We start from the raw sequence: 19436 nt of genomic DNA on the forward strand, positions 1-19436 counted from the left end.
GGCCCGGCGCCGAAGGTTCCCCAGCATTTAATGGGCCAGGGCCTCCTGGTAGACCGTGAGATAGTGCTCAGCGGCGGTGCCCCAGTCGGCCGGCCGGCGCATGGCGGTGGCCCGCACGCGGCGCCAGTCGGCGGGTCGCTCGTACAGGGCGAAGGCCCGGCGCAGGGCGCGGGCGTAGTCCTCGCGCTCGAAGCGCTCGAAGACGAAGCCGGTGGCCGTGCCCTCGGCCATGTTCTCCAGCGCGCAGTCCACCACCGTGTCGGCCAGGCCGCCCACGCGGTGCACCAGCGGCAGGGCGCCGTAGCGCAGGCCGTACATCTGCGTCAGACCGCAAGGCTCGAAGCGCGAGGGCACCAGCACCACGTCGGCGCCGCCGAAGAGGCGGTGGGCCAGCGGCTCGTCGTAGCCGATGCGCGCGGCAATGCGCTTGGGCTGCGCGGTGGCGCGCTCGCGGAAGGCCTGTTCCATCCAGGCGTCGCCGCTGCCCAGCACGGCCAGCTGGCCGCCGCCTTCGAGCAGGGCGTCGATGCCGCCCAGCACCAGGTGCAGGCCCTTCTGCTCGGTCAGCCGGCTGACGACGATGAACAGCGGTGCGCGCTCGTCCACCGCCAGGCCCAGCTCATGCTGCAGGGCCGCCTTGCAGCGGGCCTTGCCCGCCATGCGCCGGCCCTCGGGCATGGAAAAGCGCTGTGCCAGGTGGGCGTCGGTGGCGGGGTTCCACACCGTCTCGTCCACCGCGTTGAGGATGCCATGCAGCGCACCGCTGCGCGCGCGCAGCAGGCCGTCGAGGCCGAAGCCCTGCTCGGGCGTCTGGATCTCCTGGGCGTAGGTGGGGCTGACGGTGGTGATGCGGTCGGCGTAGAACAGTCCGGCCTTCATGAAGGAGACGTCGCCGTGGTATTCCAGCCCCTCGACCTGGAAAGCCTCGGGCGGCAGGCCCAGCTCGGCGAAGGCCCATCCGCCGAACTGGCCCTGGTAGGCCAGGTTGTGGATGGTGAAGACGCTGCGCACATCCGCGCCCTGGCCGCGCTGGCGTGCGAAGGACAGGTAGGCCGGCGCCAGGCCGGCATGCCAGTCGTGCGCATGCATCACCTCGGGGCGCCACAGCGGGTCCAGCCCCTGGGCCAGCAACGCGGCGGCCCAGCCCAGCATGGCGAAGCGGCGGTGGTTGTCGCCGTAGGGCTGCTTGCCGGGGCCTTCGTAGGGATTGCCCGGGCGGTCGTACAGGGCGGGCGAATCGATCAGGTAGGTGGGCAGCAGCCGCCCTGCACCGCCATCGATGTAGCCGAAGCGCAGCAGGGCGGGCTCGCCCCAGGGCGCATGGAAGGACGCCACCGGCCGCGCATCGGCCACGCCCGCCGCGATGGCCGGAAAGGCGGGCAGCAGCACCCGGGCGTCGGCGCCCGCGGCCGCCAGGGCCAGGGGCAGGGCGCCGGTCACGTCGGCGAGGCCACCGGTCTTGAGCAGCGGGAAGAGCTCCGCGCTCACTTGCAGGATGCGCATCAGGCCGAGCCGCCCTTGCCGTAGCTGGCGAGGTTCTCCACGGGCTGCTGCAGGCCCAGGCGGCGCAGCATCTCGCGCGTGATCAGGACCACGCCACCGGCCGTGCGCTCGAAGCGCTCGGCGTCGGCGACCGGGTCCTCGCCCACGATCAGCCCGTCGGGCAGCACGCAGGCGCGGTCGATCACCACCTTGCGCAGCTTGCAGCCGCGGCCGATGGTCACGTCGGGAAGGATCACCGCCTCCTCGATGTCGCAGAAGGAATGCACGCGCACGCCCGAGAACAGCACCGAATTGCGCACGCCGGAACCCGAGACGATGCAGCCGCCCGAGACGATGATGTTCACCGCCTGCCCCGGGTTGCCGTCGCGGTCGGGCACGAACTTGGCGGGGGGCAGCTGGCGCTGGTAGGTCCAGATCGGCCAGTCGTCGTCGTAGATGTCCAGCTCGGGCGTGATGGAGGCCAAGTCGAGGTTGGCCGACCAGAAGGCGTCGATCGTGCCCACATCGCGCCAGTAGGGCACCACGCCCTGCACCCGGCTCACGCAGGACATGCCGAAGGGATGCGCCAGCGCCCGGCCCTCGGCCACGGCACGCGGGATGATGTTCTTGCCGAAGTCGTGCTCCGACTCGGGGTTGTCGGCGTCTTCCTCCAGCAGGCGGTAGAGGTACTCGGCATCGAAGATGTAGATGCCCATGCTGGCCAGCGCCACGTCGGGCTTGCCGGGCATCGGGGGCGGGTCGGCCGGCTTCTCGATGAAGGCTGTGACGCGGCGAGATTCGTCCACGGCCATCACGCCGAAGGCAGTGGCCTCCGCGCGCGGCACCTCGATGCAGCCGACGGTGCAGCCGCCGCCGTTGGCCACGTGGTCGCGCAGCATGAGGGAGTAGTCCATCTTGTAGATGTGGTCGCCGGCAAGCACCACCACGTAGTCGTGCCGGTGCGAGCGCGAGCGGATGATGTCCGCGTTCTGGTAGACGGCGTCGGCCGTGCCGCGGTACCAGCGGTCCTCGCTCACCCGCTGCTGGGCCGGCAGTACTTCCACCATCTCGCCGAACTCGGCGCGCAGGAAGTTCCAGCCGCTCTGCAGGTGGCGCATGAGCGAATGCGACTTGTACTGGGTGACCACCGCCACCCGGCGGATGCCGGAGTTGATGCAGTTGGACAGCGCGAAATCGATGATGCGGAACTTGCCGCCGAAGAAGACGGCCGGCTTGGCGCGGCGGTCGGTCAGCTGCTTGAGCCGCGAGCCCCGGCCGCCGGCCAGGACCAGCGCGATGCTTCGTCGCACCAGCTGATGGGTTTCGAGGGAATGGTCCATCCCGTGAGTCTCCTGTGGGGTCGGTATCGGTCTTGTGGAAAGCAACGTCAGCCGTCGTCAGGCCGGCCCGGCCAGCCAGAGCGTGCCGGGCGGCAGCGTCTCGTGGGTGGACAGGCGGCGCGGCGCGGTGGGTGTCTCGTCGTCGGTGGCCAGGTGCAGGTGCCAGTCGCCAGGAGGTAGCACGAACGGTGCCGGGCCATCCCCGGCGTTGATCAGCAGCAGCCAGTCGCCCTCGCCCGCCTCGCCCTCGAAGCGCACGGCCATGGCGTGGGCCTGGCCCCGTTCCCAGTCGGCCGGCTCCATGGCGCGGCCTTCGGGCGACAGCCAGCGCAGGCGGGGCTCGCCCGCGGCCGGCTCGGCCGACCACCAGCGGGCGCGCCGCAGCGGCGCGGCCCGGCGGCGCAGGGCCATGAGGCGGGCGGTGAAGTCCACCAGCGCGGCGTCGGCACGGGTCCAGTCGATCCAGGTGGTCTCGTTGTCCTGGCAGTAGGCGTTGTTGTTGCCGCCCTGGCTGTGGCCCAGCTCGTCGCCCGCCAGCAGCATGGGCGTGCCCTGGGCGCACATCAGCGCGGCCAGCAGGGTGCGCGACAGGCGCCGGCGGCGGGCCAGCACGGCCGCGTCGTCGGTGTCGCCTTCCACGCCCTGGTTGTGGCTGAGGTTGTGGGCGTGGCCGTCGCGGCCCTGCTCGCCGTTGGCCAGGTTGTGGCGCTCGTTGTAGCTGAGCAGGTCGCGCAGGTTGAAGCCGTCGTGCGCGGTGATGAAGTTGACGCTGGCCGTGGGCGCCCGGCCGTCGTGGTGGAACTCGCCGCTGGAGCCGGCGAGCCGGTGTGCGAACTCGCCCCGGCCCACGGCGCGGTGCAGCCAGAAGGCGCGGTGCGTGTCGCGGAAGCGGTCGTTCCACTCCAGCCAGCCGGGCGGGAAGGCGCCCAGCTGGTAGCCGCCGGGGCCGATGTCCCAGGGCTCGGCGATCAGCAGCGCCTGCGACAGCACCGGGTCCTGCAGGCAGGCGGCCAGGAAGGGCGCGCGGGCGTCGAAGCCGCCATCCGCGCCGCGGCCCAGCATCGGGCCCAGGTCGAAGCGGAAGCCGTCCACGCCCAGCTCGGTGACCCAGTGGCGCAGGGCGTCCATGGCCAGTTGCACCACGCGCGGCTCGGAAAAGTCCAGGCAGTTGCCGCAGCCGCTCCAGTTCTCGTAGAAGGCCGGATCGTCGGCGCGCAGCCGGTAGTAGAGGGCGTTGTCGATGCCGCGCAGCGAAAGCGTCGGGCCCAGTTCGTCGGTCTCGGCGCTGTGGTTGAACACCACGTCGATCACCAGCTCCATGCCGCGTGCGTGCACGGCTTCGGTCAGCGCGCGGAACTCGGCCTGGGGGCTGCCGCCTTCGCGGGCATAGCGCGCCTCGGGCGCGAACCAGCCGATGGGGCTGTAGCCCCAGTAGTTGGCCAGGCCCAGCTTCTGCAGGCGCTCTTCGTCGGCGCGGTGCTGCACGGGCATCAGGCTCAGCGTGGTCACGCCCAGGCGATGCAGATGGTCGAGCACCGCCGGCTGGGCCAGGCCGGCATAGCGGCCGCGGTGCTCCGGCGGCACCGCCGGGTGCAGCATGGTGTGGCCCTTGAGATGCAGCTCGTAGAGCACCCGTTCGCCCGCCGCGATGCGTGGCCGCGGCACGGCCAGCGGCGGCAGCGGGGCCGTCACCCGCGCCTTGAGCGCGACGGCGGCGTTGTCGCGTGGGTCGCGCAGATCGGGCTGGCCGGGCACATGGCCGAGGAAGAGGTCTTCGCCCCGGTACTGGCCGACCACCTCGCGTGCGTACGGGTCCAACAGCAGCTTGGCCTGATTGAAGCGATGGCCCTCGTGCGGTGCCCAGGGGCCATGGACCCGGAAGCCGTAGACCAGCCCGGCGCGCGCCCCGGGCAGCAGGCCGTGCCAGACGCCATCGGTGCAGTGCGTGAGCGGCAGCCGCTGCTGCTCCTGTCGGCACTCGGCGTCGAACAGGCACAGCTCCACCGCCTCTGCCCGCGGCGCCACCAGGGCGAAGTTGACGCCGCCGCCGGGCAGGAGCGCGGCGCCGAGGGGATAGGGCCGACCGGCAAGCAGGCTCATGCGAGGGTCCACCACGTCACCGCCAGCGGCGGCACGGTGATCGCCAGGTGCTGGGCCTGGCCGTGCATCGGCTCGGCCACCGTGTTGGCCATGCCGTTGACCACGCCGCTGCCGCCATAGAGTTCGCTGTCGGTGTTCAGCACCTCGCGCCAGGCGCCCGGGCGGGGCACGCCCACCCGGTAATCGTGCCGCACCACGGGCGTGAAGTTGGCCACCGCCAGCAGCAGGGCGCCGTCGGGGGCGCGACGCACGAAGGCGAAGACGGACTGCGCCTCGTCGTCGTGCACCATCCATTCGAAGCCCTGCGGCTCGCAGTCCTGCTCGAACAGGGCCGGGAAGTGGCGGTACAGCCGGTTGAGTTCGCGCACCAGTCGCTGCACGCCCTGGTGCGGCGCTTGGTCGAGCAGGTGCCAGTCCAGGCCGCGGTCGTGGCTCCATTCGCGGGTCTGGGCGAACTCGCCGCCCATGAACAGCAGCTTCTTGCCCGGATAGGCCCACTGCCAGCCGTAGAGCAGCCGCAGCCCGGCGAAGCGCTGCCATTCGTCGACGCCCGCCATCTTGTCGATGAGCGGCCCCTTGCCGTGCACCACCTCGTCGTGCGAGAGCGGCAGCACGAAGTTCTCGCTGTGGGCGTACATCAGGCCGAAGGTGATCTGCCGGTGGTGATGGCGGCGGTGCAGCGGATCGGTGTGCGCATACGCCAGCGTGTCGTTCATCCAGCCCATGTTCCACTTGTAGTGGAAGCCCAGGCCGCCCGCCTCGGGCGGTTGGGTGACCCGCGGGAAGCTGGTCGATTCCTCGGCGAAGGTGACGGCGCCGGGGCGCTCGGTGCCCACCACCTGGTTCATCCGGCGCAGGAAGTCGATGGCCTCCAGGTTCTCGCGCCCGCCCTGCGCGTTGGGCAGCCATTCGCCGTGGGGGCGGCTGTAGTCGCGATACAGCATGGAAGCCACCGCGTCCACCCGCAGGCCATCAATGCCGTAGCGCTCCAGCCAGTACAGGGCGTTGCCGACCAGGTAGTTGCACACCTCGGTGCGCTTCCAGTTGTAGATCAGCGTGTTCCAGTCGCGGTGGAAGCCCTCGCGCCGGTCCTCGTATTCGTACAACGCCGTGCCGTCGAAGCGCGCCAGGCCGTGCGCATCGCTGGGAAAGTGCGCCGGCACCCAGTCCAGGATCACGCCCAGCCCGGCGGCATGGGCGGCCTGCACGAAATGGCGGAAGTCCTCCGGCGTGCCGAAGCGCGAGGTCGGCGCATACAGGCCAATGGGCTGGTAGCCCCAGGAGCCGTCGAAGGGGTGCTCAGTGACCGGCAGCAGCTCCAGATGGGTGAAGCCCAGCTCGGCGGCATAGGGCACCAGGGTTTCGGCCAGCTCGCGGTAGGTCAGCCATTCATGGCCGTTCTTGCGGCGCCAGGAACCGAGGTGCACCTCGTAGATGCTGATGGGCGCATCGCGCCGGTTGGCCGCGGCGCGCTCGGGCGGCAGCGGCACGGGCGGCGGCAGTTCGCGCACCACGCTGGCGGTCTCGGGCCGCAGCCGGGCGCCGAAGGCATAGGGGTCGGCCTTGCGCAGCAGTTCGCCGCTGGCCGAGAGGATTTCGAATTCGTAGGCGTCGCCCGGCTGCACATGTGGCGCGAAGATCTCCCACACGCCGCATTCGGGCCGGCGCCGCATCAGGTGGCGGCGGCCGTCCCAGGTGTTGAAGTCGCCCACCACCGACACGCGCCGCGCATGCGGCGCCCAGACGGCGAAGGCCACGCCGTGCACGCCGCCGATCACGCGGGGATGGGCGCCCAGCACTTCGAAGGGCCGCAGGTGCGTGCCCTCGGCCAGCAGCCAGACGTCCAGGTCGGACAGCACCGGTCCGAAACGGTAGGGGTCGTGCAGCCGGGAGGCATGGCCGTCCTCCCATTGCACCTGCAGCACATAGCCCAGCTGCGCGGGCGCGGCGGGCACGAGCGCAGCGAAGACGTCGGAGCCGCCCTGGCGCTGCAGCACGGCCAGCGGATCGCCCGAGGCCGCATGCAGCACCGCCACCTGGCGGGCGCCCGGCAGCAGCGCCGTGATCCGCAGGCCCTCGGGGAGGCGGTGCGGGCCGAGCACGGCAAAAGGATCGCCATGCTCGGCCCGCATCAGGGCCTGGATTTCGCCGTCGGAAAGCATTCAGGAAAGGGGTGTGCCGTAGAAGACGCCGTAGGGTTCCAAATGTAGCGAATACCCTGTGTCGTCCAGCCGGCCGCCGGTGCAGGGATGGCCGCCGACGGTGCGCAGCGGTGCGGGCAGGGCCAGCGTCTGCGGCTCGGGCGACAGGTTGAACAGGGCGTGCAGATCCGCATCGGCGGCCGGGACGGTTTCGGCGCTGCGCACCAGGTGCAGCACGGGTTCCGGCGCGTCGACGAAGCGCAGGGCGCCGGTGCGCAGCAGCGGCTGGCTGCGCCGCCAGTGCAGCAGGGCCCGGCTGTAGGCCAGCATGGAGCGCGCGTCGGCGCTCTGGCGGTCCACGGCCAGGGGCAGGTGGGCGGCATCCACCGGCAGCCATGGGCCACCGGTGGAAAAGCCGCCGTGCACGCCGTCGGTGTGCCAGGGCATGGGCGTGCGGCAGCCGTCGCGGCCCTTGAACTCGGGCCAGAAGGCGCGGCCATACGGGTCCTGCAGCCGTTCGAAGGGCACGTCGGCCTCGGGCAGGCCGAGTTCTTCGCCCTGGTAGAGGCTGGCGCTGCCGCGCAGGCTGACGAGCAGCGCCAGCCAGAGCCGGTCGCGCGCCGCGTCGGGGCCGCGGCCGGCGCTCCAGCGGGTGGCCACCCGCGGCACGTCATGGTTGGAGACGGCCCAGCAGCCCCAGCCGCCGGTGACGGTCAGCGCGTCCTCCAGCGCCTGCACCTGCGCGCGCAGGTGGCGGGCGCTGTGCTCGCTGGTCAGCAGCGAGAAGCTGTAGGCCATGTGCAGCCGCCGGCCGGCTTCGGTGTAGCGGGCCATGATCGGCGGCGCGTTCTCGTCGCCCACCTCGCCCAGGGCGACGGCGCCGTGGGCGTCGAGCAGGGCGCGTACCCGTTCGAGGAAGGCCAGGTTCTCGGGCTGGCTCTTGTCGTGCAGGTGGCGCTGCATGGCATAGGGGTTCTCGGCCCGCACGGTGCTCACACCGTCGATGTCGGCCTGCGCCGCCGGCGGGTTGTCGCGCAGCTGCGCATCGTGGAACTGGTGGTTGCAGGCGTCGAAGCGAAAGCCGTCCACGCCGCGCTCGCACCAGAAGCGCACCTCGGCGAGCAGGGCGTCCTGCACGGCGGGGCAGTGGAAGTTGAGGTCGGGCTGCTCGGCCAGGAAGCTGTGCAGGTAGTACTGCCGCCGCCGGGCGTCCCACTGCCAGGCACTGCCGCCGAAGACCGACAGCCAGTTGTTGGGCGGCCTGCCGTCGGGCCGCGGGTCGGCCCACACGTACCAGTCGGCGCGGGCGTTGTCGCGGCTCGTGCGGCTCTGCGCGAACCAGGCATGCTGGTCGGAGGTGTGCGAGAGCACCTGGTCGATGATCACCTTGAGCCCCAGCGCATGCGCGCGGGCGAGCAGGGCATCGAAGTCGGCCAGGGTGCCGAAGATCGGGTCCACGTCGCGGTAGTCGGCCACGTCGTAGCCGAAGTCCTTCATCGGCGAGCGGAAGAAGGGCGAGATCCACACCGCATCCGCGCCCAGCTGCGCCACATGGTCGAGCCGGGCCGTGATGCCGGGCAGGTCGCCGATGCCGTCGCCGTTGCTGTCCATGAAGCTGCGGGGGTAGATCTGATAGATCACCGCGCCGCGCCACCAATTCGTGTCGTCGTTGCCGTGCATGGCCGGCCTCCTCGCCTTGTCCTCTTGCCGGCGCCGCAAGCGAGAAACGGGCCACCCCATGTGCCGCGCGCCGAGCCCTGATAATCGCCGGTCCCCGGCCCGCCCTGCGCCGGGCGCCTGTGCCAAGCCCATGAATCCCACCTACCAACCGAGTGAAGTCGAGTCCGCCGCCCAGGCCGACTGGACCGCCGCCGATGCCTACCGCGTGACCGAAGTCGCGGGCAAGAAGAAGTACTACGCCTGCTCCATGCTGCCGTACCCCAGCGGCAAGCTGCACATGGGCCATGTGCGCAACTACACCATCAACGACATGCTGGCGCGCTACCTGCGCATGAGCGGCTACAACGTGCTCATGCCCATGGGCTGGGACGCCTTCGGCCTGCCGGCCGAGAACGCGGCGCTCAAGAACGGCGTGCCGCCGGCCAAGTGGACGTACGAGAACATCGCGTACATGAAGGGCCAGCTCCAGGCCATGGGCCTGGCCATCGACTGGAGCCGCGAGGTCGCCACCTGCGACCCGAGCTACTACAAGTGGAACCAGTGGCTGTTCCTCAAGATGCTCGAAAAGGGCATCGCCTACCGCAAGACCCAGGTCGTCAACTGGGACCCGGTGGACCAGACCGTGCTGGCCAACGAGCAGGTGATCGACGGCCGCGGCTGGCGCACCGGCGCGCCCGTCGAGAAGCGCGAGATCCCCGGCTACTACCTCAAGATCACCGACTACGCCGAAGAGCTGCTCGATCACGTGCAGCACAAGCTGCCCGGCTGGCCCGAGCGCGTGCGCCTGATGCAGGAGAACTGGATCGGCAAGAGCAGCGGCGTGCGCTTCGCCTTCACGCACGACATCCGCGGCGCGGACGGCGCGCCGATCCAGGACGGCCGCATGTACGTCTTCACGACGCGCGCCGACACCATCATGGGCGTGACCTTCTGCGCCGTGGCGCCGGAACATCCGCTGGCCGCGCACGCCGCCGCCAGCAACCCCGAGATCGCCGCCTTCATCGCCGAATGCAAGGCCGGCGGCGTGACCGAGGCCGAGCTGGCCACGCAGGAGAAGAAGGGCGTGCCCACGGGCCTCACCGTCACGCACCCGATCACCGACGAGCAGGTGCCCGTCTGGGTCGGCAACTACGTGCTCATGAGCTACGGCGACGGCGCGGTGATGGGCGTGCCGGCGCACGACGAGCGCGACTTCGCCTTCGCCAACAAGTACGGCATCCCGATCGTGCAGGTGGTGCTGGTCGACGACGAGCCGCACTTCGACTTCCACAAGTGGCAGGACTGGTACGCCGACAAGGAACGCGGCGTCACCATCAACTCCGACAACTTCAGCGGCATGCGTTACCAGGAGGCGGTCGACGCCGTGGCGCATGCGCTGGAAGAAAAGGGCCTGGGCGCCAAGAAGACCACCTGGCGCCTGCGCGACTGGGGCATCAGCCGCCAGCGCTACTGGGGCACGCCGATCCCGATCATCCACTGCCCCGACTGCGGCCCGGTGCCGGTGCCCGAGCAGGACCTGCCCGTGGTGCTGCCCACCGACTGCGTGCCCGATGGCAGCGGCAACCCGCTCAACAAGCGCGAGGACTTCCTGGCCTGCACCTGCCCCACCTGCGGCAAGCCGGCCCGCCGCGAGACGGACACGATGGACACCTTCGTGGACAGCTCGTGGTACTTCATGCGCTACTGCGACCCGGCCAACGACCAGGCCATGGTGGCCGATGGCGCCCGCTACTGGATGCGGGGCCAGGGCAATGCCACGGGCGGCAGCGGCATGGACCAGTACATCGGCGGCATCGAGCACGCCATCCTGCACCTGCTGTACGCGCGCTTCTGGACCAAGGTGATGCGCGACCTGGGCCTGGTGACGATCGACGAGCCCTTCACCCGCCTGCTCACGCAGGGCATGGTGCTCAACCACATCTACTACAAGCGCAACGCCAAGGGCGGCAAGGACTACTTCCCGCCCGCCGAGGTCACGCCCACGCTGGACGCGCAGGGCCGCATCACCGGCGGCACCACCGCCGACGGCACGGTGGTCGAGTACGGCGGCGTCGGCAAGATGGGCAAGAGCGAGCGCAACGGCGTCGATCCGCAGGAGCTGATCGAGAAGTACGGCGCCGACACCGCGCGCCTGTACACCATGTTCACCGCCCCGCCTGAGGCCACGCTGGAGTGGAACGACGCGGCGGTGGAAGGCAGCTTCCGCTTCCTGCGGCGCGTCTGGAACTTCGGCCAGGCGCTGGCCGCGATGCCGGCGGCCGATGGCGCCGCGCCCGGCAAGGCTGCCAAGGCCCTGCGCCGCGAGGTGCACACCGTGCTGCGCCAGGTCGACTACGACTACCAGCGCATGCAGTACAACACCGTCGTCTCCGGCGCGATGAAGCTGCTCAACGCGCTCGAAGGCTTCAAGGCCGAGGGTGAGGAAGGCGGCGTGGCTGCGCTGCGCGAGGGCTTCGGCATCCTGCTGCGCGTGCTCTATCCGGTCACGCCGCACCTGACGCACCAACTGTGGAAGCAACTGGGCTACGCCGATGCGCAGGGCCTGCTGCTCGATGCACCCTGGCCCGTGGTGGACGAAAGCGCCCTGGCGCAGGACGAGGTCGAACTCATGCTGCAGATCAATGGCAAGCTGCGCGGCGCCGTCGTGGTGCCGGCTGGCGCCGACAAGGCCGAGATCGAGGCCCTGGCCGTGGCCAGCGAGGCCTTCACCAAGCACGCCAACGGCCAGACCGTGAAGCGCGTGATCGTGGTGCCGGGCCGTCTGGTCAACGTGGTGGTGGCATGACGACGGGCGCGCGCCCTTCCGGACGGCCGTCGGACACGACGCGGCGCCTGTCCCGCCGAAGCCTGCTGACAGGTACGGCCCTGCTGCCCGTGACGGCGCTGCTGGGGGGCTGCGGCTTCCGGATGCGCGGTGCGGTGCAGTTTCCCTTCCGCTCCATCGCCGTGACCGGCGTGCCGGCCGTGGCCGCCGAGCTGCGCCGCGCGCTGCGCGGCCAGGGCGAGCTGAAGGTGCTGGCCAACACCGACCCGGTGAGCGAGGCCGAGGCCGTGTGCGAGCTCAGCGACGAGGCGCGCAACAGCGCCATCCTGTCGACCAACTCCACGGGCCAGGCGCGCGACCTGTCGATCACGCTGCAGGTGAGCTACCGCCTGCGCACCAAGGACGGCCGCGAGCTCATCCCCAAGACGGCGATCCTGCTGTCGCGCGACATCAGCTACAACGAGAACACCGTGCTGGCCAAGGAAGCGGAGCAGAACTTCCTCTACCGCGACATGATGCAGGACATGGCGCAGCAGCTGGTGCGCCGCCTGGCCGCGGCCAAGCCGCCGGCCGCATCCTGATCCGCTGCCGATGCAACTGGCCGCCGCCCAGCTCGACGCGCACCTGGCCAAGGGCCTGCGCACCCTCTACACCGTGCACGGCGACGAGCCGCTGCTGGTGCAGGAAGCGGCCGATGCCATCCGCGCGGCCGGCCGTGCGGCCGGCTATACCGAGCGCAGCAGCTTCACCGTCGCGGGGGCGCATTTCGACTGGAGCGGCGTGCTGGCGGCCGGTGGCTCGCTCAGCCTCTTCGCCGACCGGCAGCTGATCGAGATCCGCATCCCCTCCGGCAAGCCGGGCAAGGACGGCAGCACCGCCCTGCAGCAGATCGCCGAGGGGGCCTCGGCCAGCGACGGCACGCTCACGCTGGTCTTCCTGCCGCGGCTGGACAAGATGACCAGGAGCGGCGCCTGGTTCGGCGCCCTGGAGTCGCACGGCGTCACGCTGCAGGTCGATCCGGTCGAACGTGGCGCGCTGCCGCAATGGATCGCCCAGCGCCTGGCGCGCCAGGGCCAGCGCGTGAAGGCCGGCGAGGAGGGCCAGCGCACGCTGCAGTTCTTCGCCGACCGGGTGGAAGGCAACCTGCTTGCCGCCCATCAGGAGATCCAGAAGCTCGCCCTGCTGCACCCGCCCGGCGAGCTGGGTTGGGAACAGGTCGAGGCCGCCGTCAACAACGTGGCCCGCTACGACGTGTTCAAGCTGTCCGATGCGGTGCTCTCGGGCAACGCCTCGCGCGTGGCCCGGATGCTCGGCGGCCTGCAGGCCGAGGGCGAGGCCGCGGTGCTGGTGCACTACACGCTGGCTGAGGACATCCGCGCCCTCAAGCGCGTGCGCGACGCCATGGACGCGGGCCGCCCCCTGCCCATGGCCCTGCGCGAGAACCGCATCTGGGGCCCGCGCGAGCGCGCCTTCGAGCGCGTGTTGCCGCGCCTCACGCCGCGCGCGCTGGCCCGCCTGCTGCGCGCCGCGCATGTCACCGACGGCATCGTCAAGGGCCTCAAGCAGCCCGACTGGCCCGCCGACCCCTGGCAGGCGCTGCAGCGGCTGGGGCTGATGACGGCGAAGCTGTGCGCGTGAGCGCTGCCGAAGACGCCCCCATCGCCATCGTCGGCGCCATGCACGAGGAGCTGGCGGCCCTGCTCGCCGTCATGCCCGACGAACAGCCCGAGACCATTGCCGGCCGAGAGTTCTGGCGTGGACACCTGGAAGGGCGCCCTGTCGTGGTCGTGCTCTCGCGCATCGGCAAGGCCGCCGCCGCCACCACGGCCGCCGTGCTGCTGGCGCGCTACGGCGTGCGGGCCGTGCTCTTCACCGGCGTGGCCGGCGGCCTGGGCGACGGCGTGGCCGTGGGCGACGTGGTGGTGGCGCGCGAGCTGCTGCAGCACGACATGGATGCCTCGCCGCTCTTTCCGCGCCACGAGGTGCCGCTGACCGGCATCGCCCGTTTTGCGGCCGACGCCGCGCTGGCCGGCGCCCTGGCCGCCGCGGCGGAGGAGGTGCTGGCCGCGTTGCCCACGCACCTGCCGGCCGAGGTGCAGGCCGAGTTCGCGCTGACGCAGGCGCGGCTGCACCGCGGCCTGATCGTGAGCGGCGACCGCTTCGTCGCCACGGCGGCCGAAAGTGCCGCGTTGCGCGCCGCGCTGCCCGACGCGCTGGCCGTGGAAATGGAAGGCGCCGCCGTGGCCCAGGTCTGCCACGACTGGGGCGTGCCCTTCGCGGCCGTGCGCACCATCTCCGACCGGGCCGACGACGCGGCCCATGCGGACTTCGGCCGCTTCGTCGCACGCGTCGCCAGCCCCTTCAGCGCGGCCATCGTGCGACGGGCGCTCGCCAGGCTCTGACCGCGCCGGACGGACGCGGCTCAGCGGCCGTCCTACACCGAGGAAAGACGCGTTCCGCTTGGCCACGGCCTCGCGACCGATAGGCTGCATTCGAGTGGACGGCTTGCACGTCCCGGCCCTGCTGGCACCGCGGGGGTCGGGCGGCTTCCGTCCGCTCCTTCTTTCCGCACCTCCGCGCTCGTCTTCCCTTTCCGTCGAAGGAACCGGCACCATGCCCCGCTTCTCGCCCTCCACTTCCTCGCCCCGTCCGCTGCGCCGCGCCGGCGTGCCCCTGGCCCTGGCGGCCAGCGCCGTGCTGCTGCCCCTGTCCGCCCTGGCCCAGCAGCAGACGGCGATGGCCACCGATCCGGCCCTGCGCCCGACGGTCTCGCCCGCGCTGGACCGCATCAGCCTGTCGGTTGGCGCCTTCTATGCCGAGCCCAAGGTCAGCGCGACCGTGGGCAATTCCTTCGCTTCCTTCAATACCGGCGACGTGACCGCCGACCGCAAGGCGCTGCCGCGCATCGCCGGCGAGGTCCTGCTGGGCGACAACCACGGCATCTCCTTCGAGGCCTTCCGCTACAGCCAGAACTACTCCAACTTCGGCACCACCGGCTACACCAGCGGCCCCTTCGGTATCACCGGCACCGCCGGCCTGAACCTGAATTTCGACCTGGATGTGGCCCGTCTGGGCTACCGCTACTGGTTCGGCTCGGGCAACACGGTGGTTGGCATCGGCGCCGGCATCGGCTACTACAAGGTCAAGCTGGAGACCAATGCCTTCGCCGCGGCCAGCGCCAACCTGCCCAGCCTGGGCTTCTACGGCACCAGCGGCAACTACAGCCGCCAGGACAGCGACGACGCCGTCGCCCCCATGCTGGAAGTGGGCGTGCGGCACGCCATCTCGCCCGACCTGCGCCTGTTCTTCGATGCCTCGGGCATCCGCAAGGGCGGCAGCAGCGGCGTGCACGGCAGCATCTACAACGCACAGCTGGGTGCGGAGTGGTTCCCTTGGCGCAACGTGGGCGTGTCGCTGGCCTATGCCGTCACCGACGTGGACCTCAAGCGCGACGACCCGGGCCTGCAGGGCCTGCGGATCAAGTTCCAGGGGCCGGTGGCCGCGGTCAAGGCCAGGTTCTGATCGCCAGCACGGCACACTCGCCTTCGCGAAAGGCGGGTGCTGCCGCGGCAGCCGGCGGCAGTGCTCAGGCCGGCATGCGCAAGTCGCGGGCGGCCTCGGCCGCGATCTCGTACGAGCGAAGCCGCGCGGCATGGTCGTAGACCCCGCTGGCGACGATCACCTCCTGCACGCCGGTGCGGTCCACGAACTCCTGCAGGCCGGCGCGCACGGTTTCCCTGGTGCCGATGGCCGCGCACGAAAGCACGCTGTCCAGCAGCATGTTCTCTGACGGGCCGATGCGCTCGCGGTAGCCCGCCACCGGCGGCGGCAGCCGTCCCGGCCGGCCGCTGCGCAGGTTGACGAAGGACTGCTGCCACGAGCTGGCCAGCAGGTGCGCCTGGGCCTCGTCGTCCGCCGCGAAGATGTTGAAGCCCGCCATGGCGTAGGGCTTGGCCAGCTGCGCGGAGGGCTTGAAGGTCTCGCGGTAGATGCGCAACGCCGGCATCAGCTGTTGCGGCGCGAAGTGCGAGGCAAACGCATAGGGCAGGCCCAGGTGCGCCGCCAGCTGCGCGCCGAAGGTGCTGCTGCCCAGAATCCACACCGGCACCTGCAGGCCGCGTCCCGGCACCGCCAGCACGGACTGGCGCGGCTCGGGGCTCATGAAATCCATCAACTCCAGCACGTCCTGCGGGAACTGGTCGGCGTCGCTCGCCAGGTCGCGCCGCAGCGCGCGCGAGGTGCGCTGGTCCGATCCGGGGGCGCGGCCCAGGCCCAGGTCGATGCGGCCGGGGTAGAGCGACTCCAGCGTGCCGAACTGCTCGGCGATGACCAGCGGCGAATGGTTGGGCAGCATCACGCCGCCGGCACCGATGCGGATAGACCGGGTGCCGGCGCCGATGTAGGCCAGCAGGGTGGAGGTCGCCGCGCTGGCGATGCCCGGCATGCCATGGTGCTCGGCCAGCCAGTAGCGGCGAAAGCCCAGCGCCTCGCCATGCTGGGCGAGCGAGAGCGAATGGCGGAAGGACTGTCCTGCGTCACCGTCGTCGCGGATGGGGGACAGGTCGAGGATGGACAGGGGCAGCGGCGAATCGGACATGCTGCCGATCATGAACCGATCGGATTGATCCTGCCGGCGTGGGTCCTTGCGCGCCGGAGGCCGACGCACCGGCCCCGCTGTGGGGGCTTGGCACGGCTTCTTACAATCTGCCGTTTTTCGCCATAGCAAGCTGTGCGTCCCTGTGGGGAAAGCGCTGCCAGCCAGCCCTTTCATTCCTGCCCCAGGAGCATCTGCATGCCTGCTTGCCGCCGGTCGCGTTCGGCCGTCCCTTCTTCTTTCTCCTCCCCGCGCCTCCCCCTGCGTCCGCTGGCCCTGGCCGTATTCGCGCTGGGTGCGTTGCCCGCCTGGTCGCAGACGACCGCGGAGACCACGGAACCGGCCGCCGAAGCTGCCGAGGCGCCTGCCGGGCGGCGGTCGCCCCAGAAGTCCCTCGATGCGGTCACTGTGCAGGGTGCGCGCGAAAGTGCCACCACCCGCCTGCCGCTCACGGCCCGCGAGACGCCGCAGTCCGTCACCAGCATCACCCGCGAGCAGATCGAGCGCCAGTCGCTCACCAGCATCGATGCCGTGCTGCGCAACGTGAACGGCGTGGCCGTGAGCTTCTACGACACGCAGCGCCCGCTGTACTTTGCGCGCGGCTTCCAGATCACCGACTTCCAGATCGATGGCCTGCCCAGCTACAGCAGCAGCACCAATCAGGAGTTCGATACCGCGCTGTACGAGCGCATCGACGTCGTGCGCGGCGCCAACGGCATCCTGACCGGCGTGGGCACGCCCTCGGCCACGGTGAGCCTGACACGCAAGCGGCCGCAGCGGCAGTTCGCCGGCTCGGTGTCGCTGTCGGCCGGCTCCTGGGACTTCAAGCGCGCCGAGCTCGACCTGAACGTGCCGCTCAATGCCGACGGCAGCGTGCGCAGCCGCTTCGTCATCGCGCCGCAGAAGAAGGACTCCTTCCGCGACCGCTATTCGGAAGACAAGAACGCCATGCTGGCCGTGGTCGAGGCCGACCTGGGCAGCAGCACCGTGGCCTCCATCGGCTACCAGCGGCAGAAGAACGACCCCACCGCGCCCATCTGGGGAACCATCCCGCGCTTTGCCTCGGACGGCGGCAAGATCGACCTGCCGGTCTCCACCAGCTTCTCGCCGTCGTGGACGCGCTGGAGCCGGGAGTCGGAGACGCTGTACGCCAACCTGGAGCACCAGTTCAACGACGACTGGAGCCTGCGCGCGAGCGTTGCCCGCACCGAGGGCGAAACCTTCAGCCTGCGCACCTATGGCTATGGCCGCACCACGTCGTCGGCGCCTTTCATCAACCGCCTGACCGGTTCCGGCATCACGCTGTACGGCGCGGTGGGCGGCGGCACCGAGACGCAGAATGCCATCGACACCTACCTGTCGGGCAAGCTGCACATCGGCGGCCGCACGCACGACGTGGTGCTGGGCGTTGCCGACTACCACACGGTGACGCGCACGGACGGCTACACCTCGCTGTCCAGCTGGCGCTACGACATCCCCAACATCTACGCCTGGAACGGCTATGCGCCGCAGCCCTACTACCGCAAGACCGGCGCCTGGAGCGAGCAGACGACCGACCAGACCGGGCTGTACGCCTCGGGCCGCTGGCGCCTGACCGATGCGCTGTCGCTGATGACGGGCGTTCGCCTGACCAACTGGGAGCGCTCGACCAGCAACTTCAACACGGCGGCCCAGTACGTCAGCACCACCGGCGTGCAGAAGGTGGAGCGCAAGAGCACGCCCTTCGTGGGCCTGATGTACGACGTGACGCCGGATGCGTCGATCTATGCCAGCTACGGCCGCATCTTCAACCCGCAGAACTACCGCGACGCCAACAACAACCCGCTGGCGCCGGTGACGGGCAGCAATGCGGAGATCGGCATCAAGGGCAACCTGCTGGATGGTCGCCTGACGGGCAACTTCGCCATCTACGAGACCAAGCAGGACAACTTCGGTGTGCGCGACACCAGCGTGCCGGCCGGCACGCTGCCCGATGGCAGCTCCGCCTACCGCGCGGTGGACGGCACGCGCTCGTACGGCTTCGAGGCCGAGCTGGCCGGCTTCGTGACGCCGCGCTGGCGCGTGAGTGCGGGCCTGACGCGCACGAAGGTGGAGCGCAATGCGAGCGACCTGATCTACGCCAACTTCCCGGAATATCTGCTGCAGTTGTCGACGGACTACCAACTGAGCGGCGCGCTGGCGCCGCTGTCGGTGGGTGGTGGGCTGCAGTGGCAGACCAAGATCGAAGGCTTCAACATCCCGCATCCGATCCTGGGCACGGTGACGGTGACCGATCCGCCGGTGGCGGTGCTGAACCTGCGGGCGACGTGGAAGTTCAACGAGCGGCTGAGCGCGACGCTGAACATCAACAACGCGACGAACAAGAAGTACTGGGCCAATCTGGACTACGCCAACTACGCGGACCCGCGCAACATCATGCTGACCTTGCGGGCGAAGTTCTGAGGGCTTGCCGGAGCGAGGTTCCTGTGTCCGGTGTCCTGTGTCCTGTGTCCTGTATCCTGAGTGCTGAGTTGGGGGGCGGGTGCCCGGTGGTCCGGCCCTGGCGCCGCTGAGGGCGTGGCGGCGCTTCAAGTGGGGCGGTCGGCGCTGCGCGCCGACTTCCCTCCGGTGCTCGGACAGACGGGCCGCGGCAGAACACGCTACGCGCTTCGCGCTGCGCTCGAACAACTGCCGCGAGTCAGTTCACGAAGCGGGCCTGTCCTTCGGCAGGCCCGCAGCCCGTCCGCCCTGCGCTCCTTGGCGCCCCACAGGCGCGCCGCCACACCCTCACCGGCACCAGGGCCTGCGTTGCGGTTGATCGGCCGGCATGCGTGCTGTGCCGGTGACTCCCCTCGCGCAATGCCAGGCAATGGAACCGGTCGCCCTGAGCTGTTGAAGGGCTCTGTCGCAGCTCGTGCCCGGCTTCGACAGGCTCAGCCCGAACGGTGGGGGCAGGCAGAGAGGATGTAAAGCAGGCGGGAGTACGGGAAGTCGGCAGAGCGCAGGGAACATGCGAGAAGAGCAGGAAGCAGGCGCGGCGCGTGGGAACGGGCAGGCAGTACGGGAAGCGGGCGGAGAGGGCATACCGCGATATCGCGCGGACGGTGATGCCCCTGGATGCACAACGCCACGCCCCACGCGGCGGCGCCGGGCCCAGGGCGCGCGGGCGATTTCGGGGTCGGCGAGGAGCGCAGGATGGACGGGCTGCGGGCCTGCCGAAGGACAGGCCCGCTTCGTGAACTGACTCGCGGCAGTTGTCTGAGCGCAGCGCGAAGCGCGTAGCGAGTTCTGCCGCGGCCCGTCCATTCGAGCACCGCAGCGGAGTCGGCCCGAAGGGCCGACCGACCCCGTATGAG

General features: G+C 70.5%; 12 protein-coding genes. 6 read left to right on the forward strand and 6 right to left on the reverse strand.

What is annotated here, in order from left to right:
• Positions 1–27: 27 nt before the first annotated feature.
• Genes glgA through DFR41_RS04490 form a run of 5 tightly spaced genes read right to left on the reverse strand, consistent with a single transcriptional unit; the run spans position 28 to position 8743 of the window.
• Positions 28–1503 (reverse strand): glycogen synthase GlgA, encoded by a 1476-nt coding sequence (gene glgA, locus DFR41_RS04470; protein WP_114801830.1) that lies wholly within the window; start codon positions 1501–1503, stop codon positions 28–30.
• Positions 1503–2822, reverse strand: a complete 1320-nt coding sequence (glgC, locus tag DFR41_RS04475) for a glucose-1-phosphate adenylyltransferase (RefSeq protein WP_017757954.1) — start codon at positions 2820–2822, stop codon at positions 1503–1505. Before glgC ends, glgA begins: the two co-directional genes overlap by 1 nt.
• A 57-nt stretch (positions 2823–2879) precedes the next feature.
• Positions 2880–4922 (reverse strand): glycogen debranching protein GlgX, encoded by a 2043-nt coding sequence (gene glgX / locus DFR41_RS04480; protein ID WP_114801831.1) that lies wholly within the window; start codon positions 4920–4922, stop codon positions 2880–2882.
• Positions 4919–7084 carry a 1,4-alpha-glucan branching protein GlgB gene (glgB, locus tag DFR41_RS04485; RefSeq protein ID WP_114801832.1) on the reverse strand — a complete coding sequence of 722 codons (2166 nt, stop codon included), beginning with the start codon at positions 7082–7084 and terminating at the stop codon, positions 4919–4921. Before glgB ends, glgX begins: the two co-directional genes overlap by 4 nt.
• Complete coding sequence (locus tag DFR41_RS04490; protein WP_114801833.1) at positions 7085–8743, reverse strand: alpha-amylase family glycosyl hydrolase; 1659 nt, start codon at positions 8741–8743, stop codon at positions 7085–7087.
• Between the two features lie 130 nt (positions 8744–8873).
• On the opposite strand from DFR41_RS04490, the gene leuS reads away from it, so the two are divergent.
• The 5 genes from leuS to DFR41_RS04515 all read left to right on the forward strand — a co-directional run bounded on the left by leuS (position 8874) and on the right by DFR41_RS04515 (position 15029).
• A complete protein-coding gene (gene leuS, locus DFR41_RS04495; protein WP_114801834.1) occupies positions 8874–11528 on the forward strand; it encodes a leucine--tRNA ligase in 2655 nt (884 codons plus the stop codon).
• Complete coding sequence (locus DFR41_RS04500; protein WP_244917642.1) at positions 11525–12088, forward strand: LPS-assembly lipoprotein LptE; 564 nt, start codon at positions 11525–11527, stop codon at positions 12086–12088. The genes leuS and DFR41_RS04500 overlap by 4 nt, the downstream gene beginning before the upstream one ends.
• A gap of 10 nt (positions 12089–12098) precedes the next feature.
• Positions 12099–13145, forward strand: coding sequence for a DNA polymerase III subunit delta (gene holA, locus DFR41_RS04505; RefSeq protein ID WP_114801835.1), 1047 nt, complete (start codon positions 12099–12101; stop codon positions 13143–13145).
• 38 nt (positions 13146–13183) lie between these two features.
• Entirely contained in the window at positions 13184–13909 is a 726-nt protein-coding gene (locus tag DFR41_RS04510) for a 5'-methylthioadenosine/adenosylhomocysteine nucleosidase (protein WP_244917676.1), read from the forward strand.
• 211 nt (positions 13910–14120) lie between these two features.
• On the forward strand, positions 14121–15029 hold the full coding sequence (locus DFR41_RS04515; protein ID WP_244917643.1) for a hypothetical protein: 909 nt from the start codon (positions 14121–14123) through the stop codon (positions 15027–15029).
• Between the two features lie 64 nt (positions 15030–15093).
• Here the strand turns inward: DFR41_RS04515 and DFR41_RS04520 are convergent, their stop codons facing one another.
• Positions 15094–16104, reverse strand: a complete 1011-nt coding sequence (locus DFR41_RS04520; RefSeq protein WP_114802185.1) for an LLM class flavin-dependent oxidoreductase — start codon at positions 16102–16104, stop codon at positions 15094–15096.
• A 195-nt stretch (positions 16105–16299) separates the two neighbouring features.
• Between DFR41_RS04520 and DFR41_RS04525 the strand changes: the two genes are divergently transcribed.
• Entirely contained in the window at positions 16300–18543 is a 2244-nt protein-coding gene (locus tag DFR41_RS04525) for a TonB-dependent siderophore receptor (RefSeq protein ID WP_114801837.1), read from the forward strand.
• Positions 18544–19436 lie beyond the last annotated feature (893 nt).

This window comes from Pseudacidovorax intermedius, assembly GCF_003350475.1.
Lineage (GTDB): Bacteria > Pseudomonadota > Gammaproteobacteria > Burkholderiales > Burkholderiaceae_C > Xenophilus > Xenophilus intermedius.